The sequence below is a fragment of the Variovorax sp. GW821-FHT09B05 genome (assembly GCF_059418265.1).
On sequence record NZ_JBWKPN010000004.1, the window covers coordinates 454,003 to 470,868 of the forward strand.

The window sequence follows — 16,866 nt, forward strand, 5'->3', positions numbered from 1 at the left end:
CGTGCCGGGCTACCCGCGCCGCGGCCCTGTCGCTAAGTTCGTCGCCTTCACTCCACTCACGAAGGCTGCCGCGATGCCCGCGAAGATCCTGGTTCTCTACTACTCCTCCTACGGCCACGTCGAGGCGATGGCCGACGCCGTGGCCGAGGGCGCACGCGCGGCCGGCGCCGAGGTGCACGTCAAGCGCGTTCCCGAACTCGTGCCGGACGAGGCCGTGCGGGCCGCGGGCTACCGGCGCGACCCCGCCGTGCCGATCGCGACGGTGGACGAACTGCCCGGCTACGACGCCATCCTGTTCGGCACGCCCACGCGCTACGGCGCGATGGCCGCGCAGATGAAGAACTTCATCGACCAGACCGGCGGCCTGTGGTCCGAGAACCGGCTGGTGGGCAAGGCCGCCGGCGTGTTCGTCTCGACCGGTTCGCAGCATGGCGGCCAGGAGTCGACGATCCTCGGCTTCCACACGGTGCTGCTGCACCTGGGCATGGTGGTCGTCGGGCTGCCCTACAGCTTCGCGGGACTGAATCGCATGGACGAGGTCGCGGGCGGTTCGCCCTATGGCGCGTCGACGCTCTCGGGCAGCGACGACGCGAGGCGGCCATCGGCGCTGGAACTCGACGGTGCGCGCTTCCAGGGGCGGCACGTGGCCACCATCGCCGGCAAGCTCGTGGCCTGAGCGGCGCCGCGATGGTCGATGAAACGCAAGCGTTGCCGCTGCATGGCGAGCTCGACGGGCTGCGGCTCTACGTCTCGCATGCCTGTCCCTTCGCGCACCGCGTGCTGATCGGGCTCGCGCTGACGGAGGCGGTCCATCGGCTGCCGGTCCGCGTGGTCGAGCCCGTGATGGGGCCGCAGGGCTGGGTGCTCGATCCGCCGGACGAGTGCACCGGCGCCACCACGCTGCGAGATATCTGCAGCCGCGCGCAGCCCGGCTTCGAAGGGCGCGCCACTGTGCCGATGCTCTACGACGCGCGGGCGGATCGCATCCTCAGCCGCGATTCGATGCGGATCCTGCGCTGGATCGACCGGCGCTTCGGCCGCGGCGCGAGCACGAGCCTCTTCGCGCCAACGCTGGAGCCCGAGCTCGGCGCGCTGAGCCGCTTCATCGCCGAGGCGATCAATCATGGCGTCTACGATGCCGGCTTCGCGACCACCCAGCACGCGCACGACCGCGCCGTCGAGCGATTGTTCTCGGCGCTCGCGCTGCTGGAGAAGCGGCTGCCGCCGCGCCCGTCGTGGCTGTTCGGCGACCGGCTCACGGTGGCGGACATCCAGCTCTTCACCACGCTGGTCCGCTTCGACCGCGTCTACCACACGCTCTTCAAGTGCAACTGGCGCCATGCCTTCGAGCACCCGAGGCTGTGGGCGCTCGCGCAACGCCTGCATGGCCTGCCCGGCGTGGCGGACACCGTGCGGCTGGACGACATCGCGCAGCACTACTACCGCAGCCTGCCGACGCTCAATCCGTCGGGGATCGTGCCGCGCGGGCCGGAGCTGCCGTGGCCCGTGCGATCCGGCATCGCGCCTCAGCCGACGGTGCCCGGGCGCGGCGCGCCGGACACCGGCGGGGCCGCGGCATCGCCGACCCGCTTCAGCAGGTCGTCCACTTCCCAGTGATCGTCCGCATGCTGGCCGTACTTGCAGGCCACCACGCGACCCCGAGCGTCGATCAGGAAGTCCGCCGGCAGGCCCAGGATGCCGTTCTCGGCCCTGCGATAGAAGCGGCCGGTGGACAGCACCCAGCGCAGGCCGCTCCAGAACACCCCGGGATGCAGCACCGCGCGCCACGAGGTCTCGACGCCATAGGCGCGGTAGTACCGCTTCGTCGGATCCGTGATGCAGTCGAAGGGAAGCTGGGCCTGGTACTCGAGCATCTCCTCGGGCGACGAATGGAAGAACACGATCTGCCGCACGCCGGCCGCGGCGATCTCCGGCTGGCGCAGGCTCATCGTGCGCAGGTGGAAGTTGCACACCGGGCAGCCGGCGAAGCGGCGGAACTGCAGGTGCAGGTAGGGCGCGCCGTCGGTCGGTATGCGGACGGACTGGCCGAGGATCGTTCGGGCGACGAGTGCCGGCGCGATGGAACCCGGGGTGAGCTTCATGTGATTCCTTGCAGGAAGGTGGTGGAAAATTAAAATACGTACGATGTACGTAAAAGACTATAATCGTTCCATCCGAAGAAAGTCAATGGAGCAGCGATGGGCCGACCCGCCAGATTCACGCATGCGCAACTGCAGGCTGCCGCCCTGCGCCTGCTCGACAGGGAGGGCCTCGCCGGCCTCTCGATGCGCTCGCTCGCGGCCGAGCTGGGCACGGGCGCGATGACGCTCTACAACTACGTGCCGCAGCGCGAGGCGATCGATCTGCTGGTGATCGAGGCGGTGCTCGCCGAGGTGGCCTGGGATCGCGGGCCGTACGCCGCATGGGGCGACGAGGTGCGCGCCATCGCCACCGCGCTGTGGCGCGCGGTGCGTGCGCATCCCCACGCCATTCCGCTGATCCTGACCCGCCGCAGCCGCGCCCCCGCGACCTTCGAAGTGGCCGAGGCGCTGCTGGCCGCGCTGGCGCGCAGTGGTCGTTCGGGCACGCGGTTGCTGGTGGCCTTCCGGACCATCTCCGCGCTGGTCACGGGCATGGCGCAGGCCGAGCTGGCGGGTCCGCTGTCGCTGCAGGCGGCGGAATCGGCCGAGGACACCATTGCGCGCTTCCGCGCGCTACCGGCCGATCGCTTTCCGCAACTGATCGGCGTGGCTTCCGCCGCGATGCGGAGCACGGCGGAAGATGAATTCCAGGCGAGTCTTCGGTTGTTGCTGGCGGGGTTGGAGGCGGGTTGATCGCGCAGGCACCGCATCAAGCGCGCACGAGCCGCGCGCGGCACTTGTCGACCGTCGTTTTCATCTGCCGCACCGTCGCTCGGCGGATCGGACAGTCGGTCGCGCGTTGCGCGAAGGTCGCGGCCTGCGCCAGCATCCGTTCGAGGGTTGCCTCGGCCGCAGCCGCCGGCACACCGCCTTCCGAAGCCAGGCGCATCAGGTGGCCCCGTTCCACGGCACGGGCCTCGCCGCAGATGTCCATGTGGTGCTGCCCCATCGGGCCTTCGCTGAAGCTCAGGTCGAAGGCAGGCGCCAGCCGCCAGCGGCGATCGCGTTCGAGGCGCCACGCGAAGTTCTTCGGGTGGTCGTCGCGGTTGTGGAACAGCACGTTGAAGACGGCTCGCGCATAGGCCTTCTCGACCTCGCGCTCGTCGCGGGTCAGGAAGCGCGTGGCGCGCAGCAAGGCGGTGTAGTCCGTGCTGCCCGGGATGCGGAAGTCCACGTGCAGCAGGCTCGCGAGGCTTTGCACCGGCGCGCGCAATCCCTGTTCGCGATCGAAGCGCGCCACGCCGAAGGCCGCCAGCGCGGGCGACAGATCGAACCATGCACTGGCCGGCATCTCCAGCCCGCAGTCGCGCGCGAGCTGCGCATACATCTGCTCGATGGCGCAGACCTCCTTGTGCTCCCCCTGGGCAGGAAACTTCACCAGCCAGGGCTCGCCCGGGGCGTCGCTGCGCGTGCTCACCTGCCCCGACGCCGCGTCGTACTGCACGAGGGCCTTGGGTCGCGCGCCTTGCGGGGAACCACCGGTCAGCGCCAGTTCGCGCAGGGCGGCACCCGCTTCCCCGGCCAGGGCGCGTTCGCTTTCCTTCGCCAATGCCAGCAGGTTCCAGTCCGGCTCTTCGGCATCGGGTGGCGTGGCCGGCACGAAGCGCAGGGCGCCCATGGCGCGGTCGCCGACGAAGGCCAGGCGATCCAGCGGTCCGGGATGGCGCAGCCCCTGCTGGCGGAACAGCCGGTCCATCAGCAGCAGCCCCCAGCCGTCGGGCAGGCTGTCGGCGATCAGGCCGGGCAGGCGGTGCAGATGCTGCGGGAAACCGCCATGGGCCGTGGCGCGCAACGGAAGGTGCAGCGGCGACAGTTCCAGCCCTTGTCCCAGCGCCTCGGGCGCGTACTCGAACAGCAGCGTGTGGCCGTCGTCGGCCAGCCGGCCCAGCGGCCAGTCCTCGCCCCAGCCGCAGTAGCGGACGGCCAGCTGTTTCATGAACGGCCCCCTCGTCTGCGTGTGGCCCGCTGTCGTTGGCTCACGGCTTCCGCCTGCTCCATCTGGGCGATGGATTGGCGCTTGAGCACGAACAGGTCTTCCAGCTCATTCACCAGGCCAAGCGCCTGTACCGCGCGGACCAGGGTTTCCAGCGAGGTCTGGCCGCTGCTTTCCAGCTTGCGCACCGCACCCAGGGAGAGGCCGGCCATCTGGGCCAGCTCGCGCTGAGGCACCTGCTGGGCCAGCCGCTGCGCGCGCACGCGCTGGCCCAGGGCCTGCAGGACTTCGGTAGCGGGTGCCAGAGCAAATGCCATTATTATGGTCTTTATGTCGTGTTTTCAAAGATAAAAGCCATTTTAGTGGCTCTTGCGATTCAAATGGGTGTCCCTGTCGACGGCCTGGCCGGGCATGCGGCTTTTGCCTACGCGAATGCCGGGCGCTCGCCTTAGGCGACCGCGGCCCGCGTGGGAGAGGCTGGCGTTCAACACATCAGCAAAGCGGAGATTTCAATGACGATCCAGCCGAACACCCCCCGGTCCCTGTCCGAACCGAGCGCAGAAGAGCTGACGCCGCTGGAGATTTCGCGGGCCGTCCTCGAAGGCGAGGAAAACCCCAACACCGCACGCGCCATCACCCCGCTGGAGCGTGCCGCCTCCGGCACGCCCGCGCACCCCGAGCGTCAACGCTCGGCCCTCAGCCGCGCGTTGCACAGCCCCGCCGTCGCATGGGGCGGCGCCGCGCTCACGGGCCTGGGCCTGATCGCGGCGCTGGTCTACGCGCGCCGCTCGCCGCCCTCGCGTTGGCAGGCACTCCAGGCGCTGCCTTCGAAGGTGCTGCCGTTCAAGGCGCGGGCCATGAAGGCCCTGCCGTCGAAGTCGGAGTCCTTGAAGGCGCTGCGTTCGTTCAAGATCTGAGAGCGAACAGGCGCGAGTCGCGTTCGATCTCGCGAGGCCACCGCCCGATGTGGGTTTCGCGTCGGCGCGCTTGAAAGCGTTCAGTGCCTGCGCGGTGCCGCGTCGGCCGTCGGCGCATGCCGCAGCCGGTAGTCGCGCGGTGCCATGCCGTGCCGGCGCCGGAACGCCGCGCTGAAGCGCCCGTGGCATTCCCACCCAGCCTCGGCCGCCACCGCCTGCACGCCGAGCTGCGTGTCGCGCAGCAGCCGCGCCGCGAGCGCGAGCCGCTCGTCGACCAGCAGGCCATGCACTGACAGCCCCGAAGCCGCGCGCACCTGCGCCTGGAGCCGCGCCGTGCGCAGGCCGACGCGCTGCGCGAGTTCGTCGACCGACCAGGCGCGTGCCGGCGCCTCGCCGACCAGCGCGCGCAGCCGGCGCACCGTGGCCTCGGCGTCGTCGGCGCCTTCCTCGGCGCCCGAGCGCGCGGGGCGCAGCAGTTGGTGCAGGTCGAGCAGCACACAGGTCAGCAGCTCGGTCGCGCGCGCATGGAATAGCGGCACGAAGGCCGGCTGATCGGCGGGCTCGTCGCGGATGCGCGCGAGGCAGTCGCGCACGCGCGGCGTGAGCGCCGCGTTGCACAGCACGCGGCCGTCGTCGCGGTCCACGAGTTCGGCCATCTGCCGCGCCGGCAGTTGCACGCCCAGCGCCTGCAGCCAGCGCGGCAGCAGCGCGCGGCGCAGCCGGAACTGCACGAAGTTGTTGCGGCAGGCGCCCGGGATGTGGATCAGGTAGCCGCCGTCGCGGTTGGGCGTGCGCAGCAGCGCGCGGTCGACGCGGAAATCGAGCGCGCGGCCCTGCGCGCTGCCGATCTGACCGGTGACGTGGCCGGCCAGGAAGAAGGTGACCAGCAGCTCGTCGCCGGGTGGCAGCTGCACGTGCAGGTCGTCGTTGAGGCGGAAGTCGAAGTACAGCGCGCTCGCGCCTTCCCAAGGCATGGTGCGCAGCCGCAGGATGCGGCCGCCGTCGCGCGGCCAGCGCACCTCGCGGCTCGCGCCGTCGTGCAGGCCCGCGAGCGCGAGCGGTCTTTCGACCGGCAGCCGGACCAGGGCCGCGTTGAAGTCGTCCTCGGGCAGCGCGCCCGGGGGCATGGCCGGGAGCAGCGAAGGGATCGGCACAGTCTGCGAGCGGATCGGCATAGAAAACCCTGCCCTGCGGCGTTAGCGTTGCAATACTTTGATAGAGCGCGGAGTTTAGGTATGAATGTGCGACGTGTCTGCCGGTTTCTGGGGCTTGCGGCGGCCTCCCTGGCACTGGTGCTGCCGGCGTTGTCGGCGGCCCAGGCCGCCTGGCCCGCGCGGCCGATCCGGCTGGTGGTGCCCTTCGTGGCGGGTGGCGGCGCCGACGTGACGGCGCGGCTCATCGCAGCGAAGTTGCAGGAGCGGCTCGGCCAGCAGATCGTGGTCGACAACAAGCCCGGCGGCAACACGCTGATCGGCGCGCAAGAACTGATGAAGGCCCAGCCCGACGGCTATACGCTGCTGTGGTCGATCGACCAGACCTTCGTGCTCAACCCCTCGCTCTACAACCGCCTGCCCTACGACCCGCGCAAGGACTTCGCGCCGGTGGCGCTCGCGATCACCTCGCCCAACGCGGTGATCGTGCGCGCCGGCGCGCCGGGCGCGGTGGCCGACGTGCACGAGCTCGTGAAGCGCGCCCGGGCCGAGCCCGGCAAGGTCAATATCGGCGCGGCGGCGATCCTGTCGCAGATGGCGCTCGAGGAGTTCAACCGCAGCGCCGGCATCCAGAGCACGCGCGTGCCCTACAAGGGCAGCGCCGAGGTCGCGCAGGCCACGGTCGCGGGCGACATCGACGCGGCCTTCGATGGCATCGCGCCCTATGTGCAGTTCGCGAAGGCGGGCCGCGCGAAGATCCTGGCCTTCGCGTCCTCGCGGCGCTTCTCGGGACAGCCCGAAGTGCCCACGCTCGAGGAGCTGGGCTACAAGGGCGTGGACTTCTCGGTCTGGTTCGGCATCGTCGGGCCCAGGGGCCTGCCGCCCGAGATCGTGGCGCGCGTGAGCGAAGGCGTGGACTGGGCGCTGCACCAGCCCGACGTGGTCGAGAAGCTGCTGGTGCTCGGCTTCGAGCCCGCGGCCCAGACCGGGCCGCAGGCGCTCGCGACGCGCATCGACGCCGACCTGGCGCGCTATGCGCCGGTGATCCGCCGGCTCGGCTTCAAGCTCGACTGAGGGCCTTCCCATCATGAAAGTCGCGGGCCTGATCGGAGGCGTCGCGTGGCCCTCCACGCTCGGCTACTACAAGCTGCTCAACGAAGGCGTGCAGCGCGAACTCGGCGGCCTGCACTCGGCGCGCTGCGTGATCGTGAGCCTGGACTTCGCCTGCATCCATGCGGCCATGGCCGCGGGCCGGCCGGCCGATGCGCGCACGCAGATGGAGACGGCCGCGCGGCAGGCGCGCGCCGCGGGCGCCGAGCTGATCGCCATCCTCGCCAACACCGGTCATTTCGCGGCCGACGAGGTGCAGGCCGCGGCCGGCGTGCCGCTGGTGCACGTGGCGCGCGAGACCGGCGATGCCGTCGCCGCCGAGCAGCCGGGCCTGCGCCGCCTGGGCGTGCTGGCCACCAGCTTCGCGCTCGACGCGCCCTTCTTCGGCCGCCTGCTCGGCGAGGGCGCGGGCTTCGAACTGGTGCTGCCCGACGCGGCCCAGCGCCGCACCCTCGATGCCGCGATCTTCGGGCCACTGGCGCGCGGCGAGGCCGGCCGCGACGAGGGCCTGATGGTCTCGACCTTGTGCAACGCGCTGGTGGCGCGCGGCGCCGAGGGCGTGGTGCTGGGCTGCTCCGAACTGAGCCACGCCAGGCCCTGGCTGCGCTGCCGCGCGCCGATCTTCGATGCGACCGAGATCCATGCGCGCGCCATCGTGCGCGAGATGCTGCGCACCTGATTTTTTTCCTTTCCTCCGTTCATTCCATCGCCAGAAAGAGAGACACCGCATGCAGACCGCCGAGTTCCCGCTGCCCTTCGTCAATGCACCGTACAGCCGCGCGCTGTTCGACGACGACTGGATCTTCGTCTCCGGCACCATCGGCATGGACTACGACACGCAGCAGCTCGCCGAGAGCGCCGAGGACCAGACCCGGCTGATGATGCGCAACATCGAGCGCTACCTCGCGGCCTGCGGCGGACGGCTCGACCAGATCGTCAACTACACCTTGATCGTCGCGGGCGCCGAGCACCTGGGCGCGGTGGTGCGCACGTTGTCCGAAGTGCTGCCGACCAAGCCCACCGGCACCGCGATGCTGGCCGGCATCGCGGTGCCCAAGGCCTGGGTCGAGATGCAGGTGATCGCGCGCAAGAGCCACGGTGCCGGCGGAGGCGCGCGATGAAGGCAACGCTGCTGCGCGCGCTGGCGTGCGGTGCGGTGGTGGCTGGCGCGATCGCGGCCTGCGGCGGCGACGGGGGCGGCGGTGGATTTCTGCCCGGCCCCGTCGGCGGCAATCCTCCTGCAACGCCGGACAAGTACAGCGCGGAAGTTCGCTGGACACAGTACGGCCTGCCGCACGTGAAGGCCGCCGACTACGCGGGTCTTGGCTATGGCTACGGCTATGCGGTGGCGCGCGACCACCTGTGCCTGCTGGCCGATCGCGTGGTCACGCTGCGTGGCGAGCGTTCCGAACGCTTCGGACCCGACGGGGCATCGCTGGTCGCGTTCCTGCAGACCTCGAACTTGAACAGCGACCTGTTCTACCGCGTGCAACTGTCCGACGAAGAGGTCGATTCCGCATGGCGCGATCTCTCGGCCGATGCGCGTGGCCTGGCCGAGGGCTATGCGGCCGGCTTCAACCGCCGGCTGCGCAACATCGGCGCCGAGGCCGCCACCACCGCCTGCCAGGGCGCGGCGCCGCCGCAGATGCGCGCCAGCGACGTGGTGCGCGCCACGATGCAGGTCAACTCGCTTTGGAAAGCGCTGGCCGTGGCGCCCTACGCCGCGGCCTCGACCTGGGGCCAGCTGGGCGCCCCGGCCGTTGCCAAGGCCGCCGAAGACCGCCCACCCGCGCAGCGCATGGCGAGCAATGCCTGGGCTTTCGGCGCCGAGGCCACGGGCACCGGTGCATCGATCATGGTCGCGAACCCGCACACGCTGTGGCAGGGCCACTGGCTGCTGATGCACCAGATGCACCTGAGCATCCCCGGCGAGATCGACGTGATGGGCGCCGATTTCCTCGGGCTGCCGCTGCCGCTCTCGGGCTTCACGCAGCACCTGGCGTGGAGCATCGAGGCGCCGTCGACCGTGACCTATCCGTTGCTGATCGCGCTCGACGTGCGCGACGGCGACAAGCCTTCGTACACGGTCGACGGCCAGCGCCGCGACCTCGGCACGAAGCGCGTGGCGCTGCGCGTGCGCCAGGCCGATGGCAGCGTGGCCACGCAGCAGCACGAGCTGCCCGTGTCGCACCTCGGGCCGCTGTACCGGCTGCCGGCCGATGGCGACCGCGCCGCGGGCTGGTATGCGATCACCGACCCCAGTATTGCGAACGCGCGCGCGCTCGACCAGATGCTCGCGGTCGCGAAGGCGCGCGACATCGCGGGCTTCGAGCAGGCGGTGGCCAGCAACCGCGGCATCACCGCCCACCTGATCGCGGGCGACAGCCAGGGCCGCGCGATGTACATCGAGTCGGGCCCCTTGCTGGACATCGACGATACGGCGCTGCGCGACTGCGCCACCGTGCCGCCGCCCGACGACATGACGGTGCCGGCCGCGCTCGACGGCCGTCGCGGCGCCTGCGCCGTGCGCGATGCGCAGGGCCGGCCGAAGCTCGCGCCCGCGAGCCGCATTCCGGCGCTCGCCACGCGCGGCATCGTGCAGAACGCGAACGACAGCTACAGCCTGTCGCTGGTGGGGCAGCAGCTCGACGGCTATTCGCTGCTGCTCGGCAGCCCGAAGGCACCGCCCGGCCTGCGCACGCTGATGTCGCAGCGCCAGATCCAGGAGGGCCTGCGCGACGGCCGCATCGACAGCGCCGAGGCGCTCGGCATGGTGTTCGACAACCGCAACTACCTGGCGGAAACCACGCTCGATGCGGTGCTCGCGGCCTGCGCGGGCGCGAAGAGCGATGCGCAGGTGCAGGCGGCCTGCGCCATCCTCTTGGCCTGGGACCGGCGCCACGACGTGGACAGCCGCGGCGCGCTGCTGTTCCATGAGCTGGGCCCACGGCTAGCATCGGTGCCGGGCCTCTACGCCGAGCCCTACGACAGCGCGCGGCCCTACCGCGTGCGGCCGGTCTCCACCGCGCCGGCCGTGAGCGCGGCCATCGTCGCCGCGGTGCGCGACACGGCGCAGACGCTCGCCGCGCTGGGCCTGCGTGGCGACGAGCGCTGGGGCGACATGCTCGCGCGCCCCACGCCGCAAGGCCGCGTGCCGCTGCATGGCGGTTCGGGCGAGCAGGGCGTGCTCAACGCGCTCGACGGCGCGCCGCTCGGTCGCGAGGGCTTCGGCGACATCATTGCGGGCACCTCCTACGTGCACCTCGTGACCTGGGACCAGGGCCGACTGGTGGCCAGGCTGATGATGGCGGCCGGCCAGTCCACCGATCCGGCTTCGCCGCACCACGACGACCAGCTGCCACTGTTCTCGCGCAAGCAGCTCGTGACGCCGCCTTTCACCGAGGCGGAGATCGCGGCCGATCCGAAGCTAGAGCGGCTGGTGTTGCGCGAGTGAGGCGTCGTTAGACTGGCGGGCCGTCGTCTCTTCGTTCCGATCGCCCAGCCCATGGCAACCCCCCGCCCCGAGAACATCTTCGATCTGCTGCAGGTGGCGCAAGCCGGCCTCAAGGAAGCACGCGCCGACGACGGCGCGCTGCTGCTGATGCATTTCGCGTTCCGCGGCCTGGTCGCGAAGGCCGACCTGTTCCTGGCCGGCCATGGCCTGTCGCGCGTCCATCACCGCATGCTCTATGCGATCGCGCGCACCGACGGCATCGCGGTCGGCCAGCTGATCGCGCTGCTGGGCGTGTCGAAGCAGGCGATGCACCGGCCGCTCAAGCATCTGCAGGAACAGGGGCTGGTGCTGGCCGAGCGCAGCCCGCACGAGCATCGCAGCAAGCTGCTGCGGCTCACGCGCGAGGGCGCGCGAATCGAGCGCCAGGCTTCCGCGCACGAGGCGGCGGCGATGGAGCGCGCGCTGAAGTCGGTCGGCGAGAGCGAGCGCCAGGCCTGGCGCACGGTCATGCTCGAGCTGGCGCGGCAGATCTAGGCCGCCGAGATGCCCGCATTCTCGAAGTAGGCGTCGCGCTGCTGGCGGAAACGCGCCGCCTCGTCGAGCAGCCATGCCAGCACGGTCGGCGTGGCGGGATGGGAAGGGCTGCCGATGAAGCGGTACGTCGCGTTGGAAAGCACCCGCTGGCGGAACGCGAGCACCAGCCGTCCCGACGTGAGGTAGTGCAGCACGAGCGCCAGCCGCCCCATGGCGATGCCTTGGCCTCCCAGTGCCGCCTGCACCGCCAACAGCGACAGGTTGAACTGCGTCCCCTGCCGCAGCGCCGAGGGCGCGAGGTCCACGCCCACGGCGCCGAGCCACTGCGCCCACTCCTCCGTCGGCTCGCCGCCTTCCCCCGGGTCCGCGGCATGCAGCAGCTGCGAGCCCTCGAGCTTGCTCGCCTTGCGCAACTCGGGATGGGCCTGCATGAAGCTAGGCGCAGCCACCGGCACCAGCCATTCGTCGAGCAGGTCGACCGCTTTCGCATCCTCGCTGCCCGCGGCACCCAGCCGCACCGCCGCGGCGATGCCTTCGCGCGACATGCGCGAGGGATCGACGCGGTCGGACTCTCCGACCACCCGGAACGCCATGTCCGGATTGGCGCGGTAGAGGCTGCCCAGCCGCAGCGTGAGCCACAGCATGGCGAGCGACGGCGAGCAACTGATGTTGACCGGCTCGCCCACATGCGCGAGCTGCAACCGGTGCACGGTGCTTGCCAGGTTGCGGAACGACTCGCGCGTTGCCGCGTAGAGCTGCTCCCCCTGCGGCGTCAGCGCCAGTCCCGCGGGCGTGCGCAGCAGCAGCACGTGTCCGAGCCGGTCCTCCAGTCGCTTGACCTGCTGGCTCACTGCGCCCTGCGAGACGTGCAGCTCCACGGCCGCCTTGGTGAAGCTGCAACAGCGCGCGGCTGCGTCGAAGCAGCGCAGCCATGCCAGCAGCGAGGGGGACAACGAGGGTGTGGTGCTCGGACTCATTAGTTTCATTGAGGCAGAAGCACTATAAATCCATTGCTGGTTGCTGGCTCGACGCAAAGAATCGCCTCAACAAAACTGATGTGGAGTCGATATGCGCGTACTGGTGGCCGGGTTCAAGCACGAGACGAACACCTTTGCCTCGAACCGTGCCGATTGGGCCGCCTTCGAGCGTGGCGAGAGCTTTCCGAAACCCACGCACGGCGACGCGATGCTGGAGATGATCTCGAAGGTGGACGTCTCCGCCAGCGGTTTCGCCAGCGTCGCCAAGCGCCATGGCTGGACGCTGGTTCCGAGCCTGTGGGCTGGCGCCGTTCCCTCGTCATACATCACCGACGATGCCTTCGAGCGCATCTGCGACACCATCCTGCGCGACGTGAAGACGCTCGCATACGACGCCATCTACCTCGAGCTGCATGGCGCCGCCATGAGCGAGTCGTTCGACGATGCCGAGGGCGAACTGCTCGCGCGCATCCGAAAGGCCGTCGGGAAGAACGTGCCGCTCGTGGCGAGCCTGGACCTGCATGCCAACGTCACCCGCGCGATGCTCGCGCATGCCGATGCGCTGGTGGCGTTCCGCACCTATCCGCACATCGACTACGTGAAGTCGGGCGACCGTGCGGCCGATCTGCTCGATCGATTGACGCGCCATGGCGGGCGCGAGCCTTGGCATTGCGAACGCCTTCCCTTCCTCATCTCGGTGAGCATGCAAAGCACATCGGCCGAACCCGCCCGAGGCTGCTACGAACTGCTCGAGGACATCGACCGGCGGCTGGGCACGGTCTCCAGCTTCTGCATGGCTTTCCCGGCCTCGGACTTCGAGGAATGCGGGCCGACCGTCTGGTCCCATGGCGAGCGTGCGCGCGAGGCCGTGGGCCTGCTCCATGCGCATGTCGGCGAGCCCGGCCAGTGGCGGTTGAAGGCACTGGACGCCAAGGAGGCCGTGGACGCCGCCTTGCAGCGCGCCGACCGGAGCCCGCGCACCGTGGTGGTCGCGGACCTGCAGGACAACCCCGGCGTCGGCGGCACCGCGTCCACCACCGGCATGCTCCACGCGCTGCTCGCGGCCGGCGCGGGGCGCCGCTTTCCGGGCCGGGTGGCGCTGGGCGTGCTCTACGACCCCGCGGCGGCAACGCTGGCGCACCGTGCCGGCATCGGCCAGACGATCGACTGCCCCCTCGGGGAGTCGCTGGCCACGCCCATCGGCCAGAGCGAGCCGCCGCTGCAGGGCAGGTTCGAGGTCCGTTCGCTTTCCGATGGCGCCGTCACCTTCAAGGGACCGAAGATGACCGGGTTCCAGGCCATGCTCGGTCCTACCGCCTGCCTGGAGATCGAAGGCGTGCTCATCGTGGTCTCCAGCGGGCGCATCGGCACGCAGGATCGCGAGCTCTTTCGCATGGTCGACATCGCGCCGGAGGCGATGAAGATCGTCGTCGTCAAGAGTTCGCACCACTTCCGCGCGGACTTCGAGCCACTGACCGAGCAGCCCGAAACCGATGTCGTGATCGCGCATGCGAAGGGAATGTTCCCCTCCGATCCCGGGGCGTTGACGTGGAAGAAGCTGTCCCCGGCCACCCGCACGCGGCCCTGAGGGAGCGTGGCCATGTTTCGCCTCGGCCTGCACCACCTCGAGACGCTGTTCTGGATCGACCGGCTCGGCTCGTTCGCGGCCGCGGCGGAACGCCTGAACACCACCCAGTCGGGCATCTCGAGCCGCGTGCGCGAGCTGGAAGCGCGGCTGAAGACACGCGTCTTCCAGAAGGAAGGCCGTCGCATGCTGCTCACGCTGCGAGGCCGGGACCTGGTGCGGCGCTGCGAGCCCTTGCTGCAACAGGTGAATGGCGTGCTGCTGTCGGTGACCGACGAGGCCTACGCGACCGGCACCGTGCGGCTCGGTCTCGACGAGATCGCCGCGGCGCCGCGCGTGTTCGGCTTCGTGCACGACGTCGGCTCGGACATGCCGCATCTGAACTGGGACCTGATCGTCGATGCCGGCGCGGCGCTGCGACAGAAGATCGCCGATGGCGTGCTCGACATGGGCATCGTCAGCGGCCCCCTCGATGCGCAGGAACTGGTCGCCCAGCCGATCGGCCAGACCGGACTGGCCTGGATGGCGAGCGCAACCTACTTCGCCGCAAGGCAGGACCGGGTGTCGCTGCACGATGGCCCGATCTGGGCCTTGCCGCGGCCCTCGCACCACCATCTGTTGACGACCGGCATGTTGCGCGAGGCCGGCCTGTCCCCTTCGGGCATCAATGTCTGCAACCACGTGCAGGCGATGATCGACATCGTGCGGGCGGGGGCCGGCATCGGCATGCTGCCCGAGCATCTGGTGGGCGAGGACCTGGCACGTGGCGTCCTGCGGCGCCTGGACATCGAGGCCGCGCCTCACGCGCTGGAGCTCCACGCCGTGCGCCGCCGCGACGAGGCCGACTCGATCGTGCTGCGCGTGTTCGAACGCGCGTCTCGAAGGCTGCGCTCCGCCTCGCCGGATGCTGTCGCGGTGGCAGCGAACGCGAGTCCGCGCGTGCACGTCCTCAGTCGACCTTGACGCCCACGCGCTGGATCACCTGTTCATTGCGGACCACCTCGGCCTTCATGAAATCGACCATCTGCGCAGGCGTCATGCGCCGCAGCTGAATCCCCTGCATCTGCAGCGCCTTCTTCATCTCGGGCTGTGCCAGCGCGGCTTCGATCTCCCGGCGCCGCGCCGCCGCGCTGTCCGCCGGAATGCCTGCGGGGCTGACGATCGCCAGCCAGGCATCGACATCGAACTTCGGGAACCCGCTTTCCGCGAGCGTCGGCACCTGCGGCGCGATCTCCGTGCGCGTGGGCGTGTTCACCGCGATGGCCTTGAGCTTGCCCGCGGCGATGTGCGGCGCCGCGCCCTGCGCGGAGACGAACGCGAGATCCAGGATGCCGGCGAGCAGGTCGTTCGTGATCTGTGCCGAGCCCTTGTAGAAGATGCGGTTGGTGGCGATGCCCGCCTGTTCCTTGAAGACCTCGCTGGCGATCTGGTACACGCTGCCGGTCACCAGCCCCTCCGCCAGAGTCGTGGAGCGGGATTTCGCGAGCTTCACCAGCTCCGCCGCCGTCGATGCTTCGACGTTCCTCGACGCGACCAGCATCATGGGCAGGCTGCCGATCATCGTGATCGGCTCGAAGTCGGCGATCGCGTCGAAAGGAGCGTTCTTGAAGATGCCGGGAATGATCGTGTGGTTGGAGCTGACGACCCCGAGCACCAGTCCGTCCTTCGGCGCGCGCGCGAGCTGCTGCGTGCCGACCAGCGAGCCCGCGCCGGCGATGTTCTCGACGACGACGCCACGGCCGCTCTGGCGCCCCAGTGACACCGACAACGCGCGTGCCAGCGCATCGGCCGCGGAGCCGGGCGGCGTGGGCACGATCAGCTTGAGGGGCGCGGAGGCGTCGGCGGCGAAGCCGTTGCCGGCAGCGCCGGCGAGCAGTGAAGTCAGACCGACCAGGAAACGGCGGCGGTGGGAGACGGACGGCATGGCACTGGGTTCCTTGACACGCGATGGCGGTTCGAAGCGATGGGATCTCTCCCATCGGCCAGGTCCAGCTTACAGCGGACCTCGCGCGGCGAACGCGCGAGTCTTCGATGCGATTGCATCGTGAATTCCGATGGATCGCGGGGGCGTGTCGTGCCGCCTGGCCGTCGCGTTCAGCCCTTCACCATCAGCGTGGCGGAAGCCATCGCATGCAGCTTGCCGTCCGCACCGCGCAGCTCGGCATTGCAGATGCCCAGCGAGCGCGTGCGCTCGACCAGCGTGGCGCTGGCCAGGTACTCGGTGTGCGGCGCCAGCGGCCGCAGGTATTTCACGCTGAGGTCGACGGTGGAATAGGCCGTGTTCGCGTCGAGCGCCGAATACAGCGCGAGCGCCGCGGCGCCGTCGAGGCAGGTGGCCGCGAAGCCGCCGTGCACCATGCCCGCGGGATTGAGATGCCGCTCGTCGGGCGTGACGCGCATGCTGACCTTGCCGGCCTCGATCGCCGAGAGCTGCATCGGCATGGTGTGGGCGATGCCCGAGCGCTCGATGCGCCCGTCCATCATGGCTTGCAGGACGTCGAGGCCCTTGGCGGGCGAGGCAGGGGTCGATGCGGTTGGATTTGTCATGTCAACATTATTGACCTAAAGTCGCGGCTTCGCGAACAAGCTCAAGGACGTTGCGGTGCAATCCATGGTCTGGACAGGTCTTCTGTTGCTCAATGCCGCCTGGTTCGCGCTGGGCGCGCGCTTCTTCTGCCTCGACTCGCTGCGCGCCGCGCGACTGCTCGTGGCGAAGACGGACCGTGCTTCGCCGCTGCTGCCCGCCATCGCCGGCGCCGTGCGTTTTCTCGGCGCGATGAACCTGGCCTGGCTGGCGTTGTGCCTCGTGCTGCTGGCGGGACACGGCCTGTTCGAGACGCCGGCGCAACGCGCGTCGATGGCCGCCGTGCTCGCGCTGGTGCATGCGGGGCAGTTCGCGGTCAATGCCCACATGGTGGGCCAGCATCGCCGCGGCCGGCCCGGCAGCTGGGTGGTGCTGCGCGGGCCTATGCGGTTCATCTTCTTCGTCGACCTGGCGTTCGCGGCGGCGGATGCGGTGTTCGTGGTCTGGGTGCTCGGCTGAGTGATCCGCATCGTGCCGTCA

Annotated in this window: 19 protein-coding genes; 12 read left to right on the forward strand and 7 right to left on the reverse strand. The window is 70.1% G+C overall.

From position 1 onward, the window contains the following. Positions 1-73 precede the first annotated feature (73 nt). Together wrbA and AC07RM_RS13840 are read left to right on the forward strand one after the other, a co-directional pair. Positions 74-676, forward strand: a complete 603-nt coding sequence (gene wrbA, locus AC07RM_RS13835) for an NAD(P)H:quinone oxidoreductase (protein WP_495334885.1) — start codon at positions 74-76, stop codon at positions 674-676. A gap of 11 nt (positions 677-687) precedes the next feature. Continuing rightward, positions 688-1,617, forward strand: a complete 930-nt coding sequence (locus AC07RM_RS13840; RefSeq protein WP_495334886.1) for a glutathione S-transferase C-terminal domain-containing protein — start codon at positions 688-690, stop codon at positions 1,615-1,617. On the opposite strand, the gene AC07RM_RS13845 is transcribed toward AC07RM_RS13840, so the two are convergent. After that, entirely contained in the window at positions 1,527-2,102 is a 576-nt protein-coding gene (locus AC07RM_RS13845; protein WP_495334887.1) for a peroxiredoxin-like family protein, read from the reverse strand. The two genes, AC07RM_RS13840 and AC07RM_RS13845, sit on opposite strands and share 91 nt — an antisense overlap. 96 nt (positions 2,103-2,198) lie before the next feature. Here AC07RM_RS13845 and AC07RM_RS13850 point away from each other — a divergent pair, with 96 nt between their 5' ends. Next, entirely contained in the window at positions 2,199-2,834 is a 636-nt protein-coding gene (locus AC07RM_RS13850) for a TetR/AcrR family transcriptional regulator (RefSeq protein WP_495334888.1), read from the forward strand. A gap of 16 nt (positions 2,835-2,850) precedes the next feature. Here the strand turns inward: AC07RM_RS13850 and AC07RM_RS13855 are convergent, their stop codons facing one another. Both AC07RM_RS13855 and AC07RM_RS13860 read right to left on the reverse strand, forming a co-directional pair. Further along, entirely contained in the window at positions 2,851-4,077 is a 1,227-nt protein-coding gene (locus AC07RM_RS13855; protein WP_495334889.1) for a type II toxin-antitoxin system HipA family toxin, read from the reverse strand. After that, positions 4,074-4,391 carry a helix-turn-helix domain-containing protein gene (locus AC07RM_RS13860; protein WP_495334890.1) on the reverse strand — a complete coding sequence of 106 codons (318 nt, stop codon included), beginning with the start codon at positions 4,389-4,391 and terminating at the stop codon, positions 4,074-4,076. The genes AC07RM_RS13855 and AC07RM_RS13860 overlap by 4 nt, the downstream gene beginning before the upstream one ends. A gap of 195 nt (positions 4,392-4,586) precedes the next feature. On the opposite strand from AC07RM_RS13860, the gene AC07RM_RS13865 reads away from it, so the two are divergent. Beyond that, on the forward strand, positions 4,587-4,991 hold the full coding sequence (locus AC07RM_RS13865) for a hypothetical protein (RefSeq protein ID WP_296786950.1): 405 nt from the start codon (positions 4,587-4,589) through the stop codon (positions 4,989-4,991). Between the two features lie 80 nt (positions 4,992-5,071). Here the strand turns inward: AC07RM_RS13865 and AC07RM_RS13870 are convergent, their stop codons facing one another. Next, entirely contained in the window at positions 5,072-6,118 is a 1,047-nt protein-coding gene (locus tag AC07RM_RS13870; protein ID WP_495334891.1) for a helix-turn-helix transcriptional regulator, read from the reverse strand. A gap of 108 nt (positions 6,119-6,226) precedes the next feature. Here AC07RM_RS13870 and AC07RM_RS13875 point away from each other — a divergent pair, with 108 nt between their 5' ends. From AC07RM_RS13875 to AC07RM_RS13895, 5 genes are read left to right on the forward strand one after another with little or no spacing between them, the layout of a single operon-like run. Continuing rightward, entirely contained in the window at positions 6,227-7,216 is a 990-nt protein-coding gene (locus AC07RM_RS13875; protein WP_495334892.1) for a Bug family tripartite tricarboxylate transporter substrate binding protein, read from the forward strand. Positions 7,217-7,229: 13 nt separating this feature from the next. Beyond that, positions 7,230-7,931 (forward strand): aspartate/glutamate racemase family protein, encoded by a 702-nt coding sequence (locus tag AC07RM_RS13880; RefSeq protein ID WP_495334893.1) that lies wholly within the window; start codon positions 7,230-7,232, stop codon positions 7,929-7,931. Between the two features lie 49 nt (positions 7,932-7,980). Continuing rightward, positions 7,981-8,373, forward strand: a complete 393-nt coding sequence (locus tag AC07RM_RS13885) for a Rid family hydrolase (protein WP_495323264.1) — start codon at positions 7,981-7,983, stop codon at positions 8,371-8,373. Further along, positions 8,370-10,706 (forward strand): penicillin acylase family protein, encoded by a 2,337-nt coding sequence (locus AC07RM_RS13890; protein WP_495334894.1) that lies wholly within the window; start codon positions 8,370-8,372, stop codon positions 10,704-10,706. The genes AC07RM_RS13885 and AC07RM_RS13890 overlap by 4 nt, the downstream gene beginning before the upstream one ends. A gap of 51 nt (positions 10,707-10,757) precedes the next feature. Then, entirely contained in the window at positions 10,758-11,240 is a 483-nt protein-coding gene (locus tag AC07RM_RS13895) for a MarR family winged helix-turn-helix transcriptional regulator (RefSeq protein ID WP_398495300.1), read from the forward strand. Here the strand turns inward: AC07RM_RS13895 and AC07RM_RS13900 are convergent. Continuing rightward, on the reverse strand, positions 11,237-12,193 hold the full coding sequence (locus tag AC07RM_RS13900; protein WP_495334895.1) for a LysR family transcriptional regulator: 957 nt from the start codon (positions 12,191-12,193) through the stop codon (positions 11,237-11,239). The genes AC07RM_RS13895 and AC07RM_RS13900 overlap by 4 nt on opposite strands. Positions 12,194-12,308: 115 nt before the next feature. On the opposite strand from AC07RM_RS13900, the gene AC07RM_RS13905 reads away from it, so the two are divergent. Further along, positions 12,309-13,805, forward strand: a complete 1,497-nt coding sequence (locus AC07RM_RS13905) for a M81 family metallopeptidase (RefSeq protein ID WP_495334896.1) — start codon at positions 12,309-12,311, stop codon at positions 13,803-13,805. Between the two features lie 12 nt (positions 13,806-13,817). Next, positions 13,818-14,765 carry a LysR family transcriptional regulator gene (locus AC07RM_RS13910; RefSeq protein WP_495334897.1) on the forward strand — a complete coding sequence of 316 codons (948 nt, stop codon included), beginning with the start codon at positions 13,818-13,820 and terminating at the stop codon, positions 14,763-14,765. Here the strand turns inward: AC07RM_RS13910 and AC07RM_RS13915 are convergent. Continuing rightward, positions 14,752-15,726 carry a tripartite tricarboxylate transporter substrate-binding protein gene (locus AC07RM_RS13915; RefSeq protein ID WP_495334898.1) on the reverse strand — a complete coding sequence of 325 codons (975 nt, stop codon included), beginning with the start codon at positions 15,724-15,726 and terminating at the stop codon, positions 14,752-14,754. The two genes, AC07RM_RS13910 and AC07RM_RS13915, sit on opposite strands and share 14 nt — an antisense overlap. A gap of 170 nt (positions 15,727-15,896) precedes the next feature. Further along, positions 15,897-16,349, reverse strand: coding sequence for a PaaI family thioesterase (locus AC07RM_RS13920; RefSeq protein ID WP_495334899.1), 453 nt, complete (start codon positions 16,347-16,349; stop codon positions 15,897-15,899). A 55-nt stretch (positions 16,350-16,404) separates the two neighbouring features. On the opposite strand from AC07RM_RS13920, the gene AC07RM_RS13925 reads away from it, so the two are divergent. Further along, positions 16,405-16,845 (forward strand): hypothetical protein, encoded by a 441-nt coding sequence (locus tag AC07RM_RS13925; RefSeq protein ID WP_495334900.1) that lies wholly within the window; start codon positions 16,405-16,407, stop codon positions 16,843-16,845. Positions 16,846-16,866 lie beyond the last annotated feature (21 nt).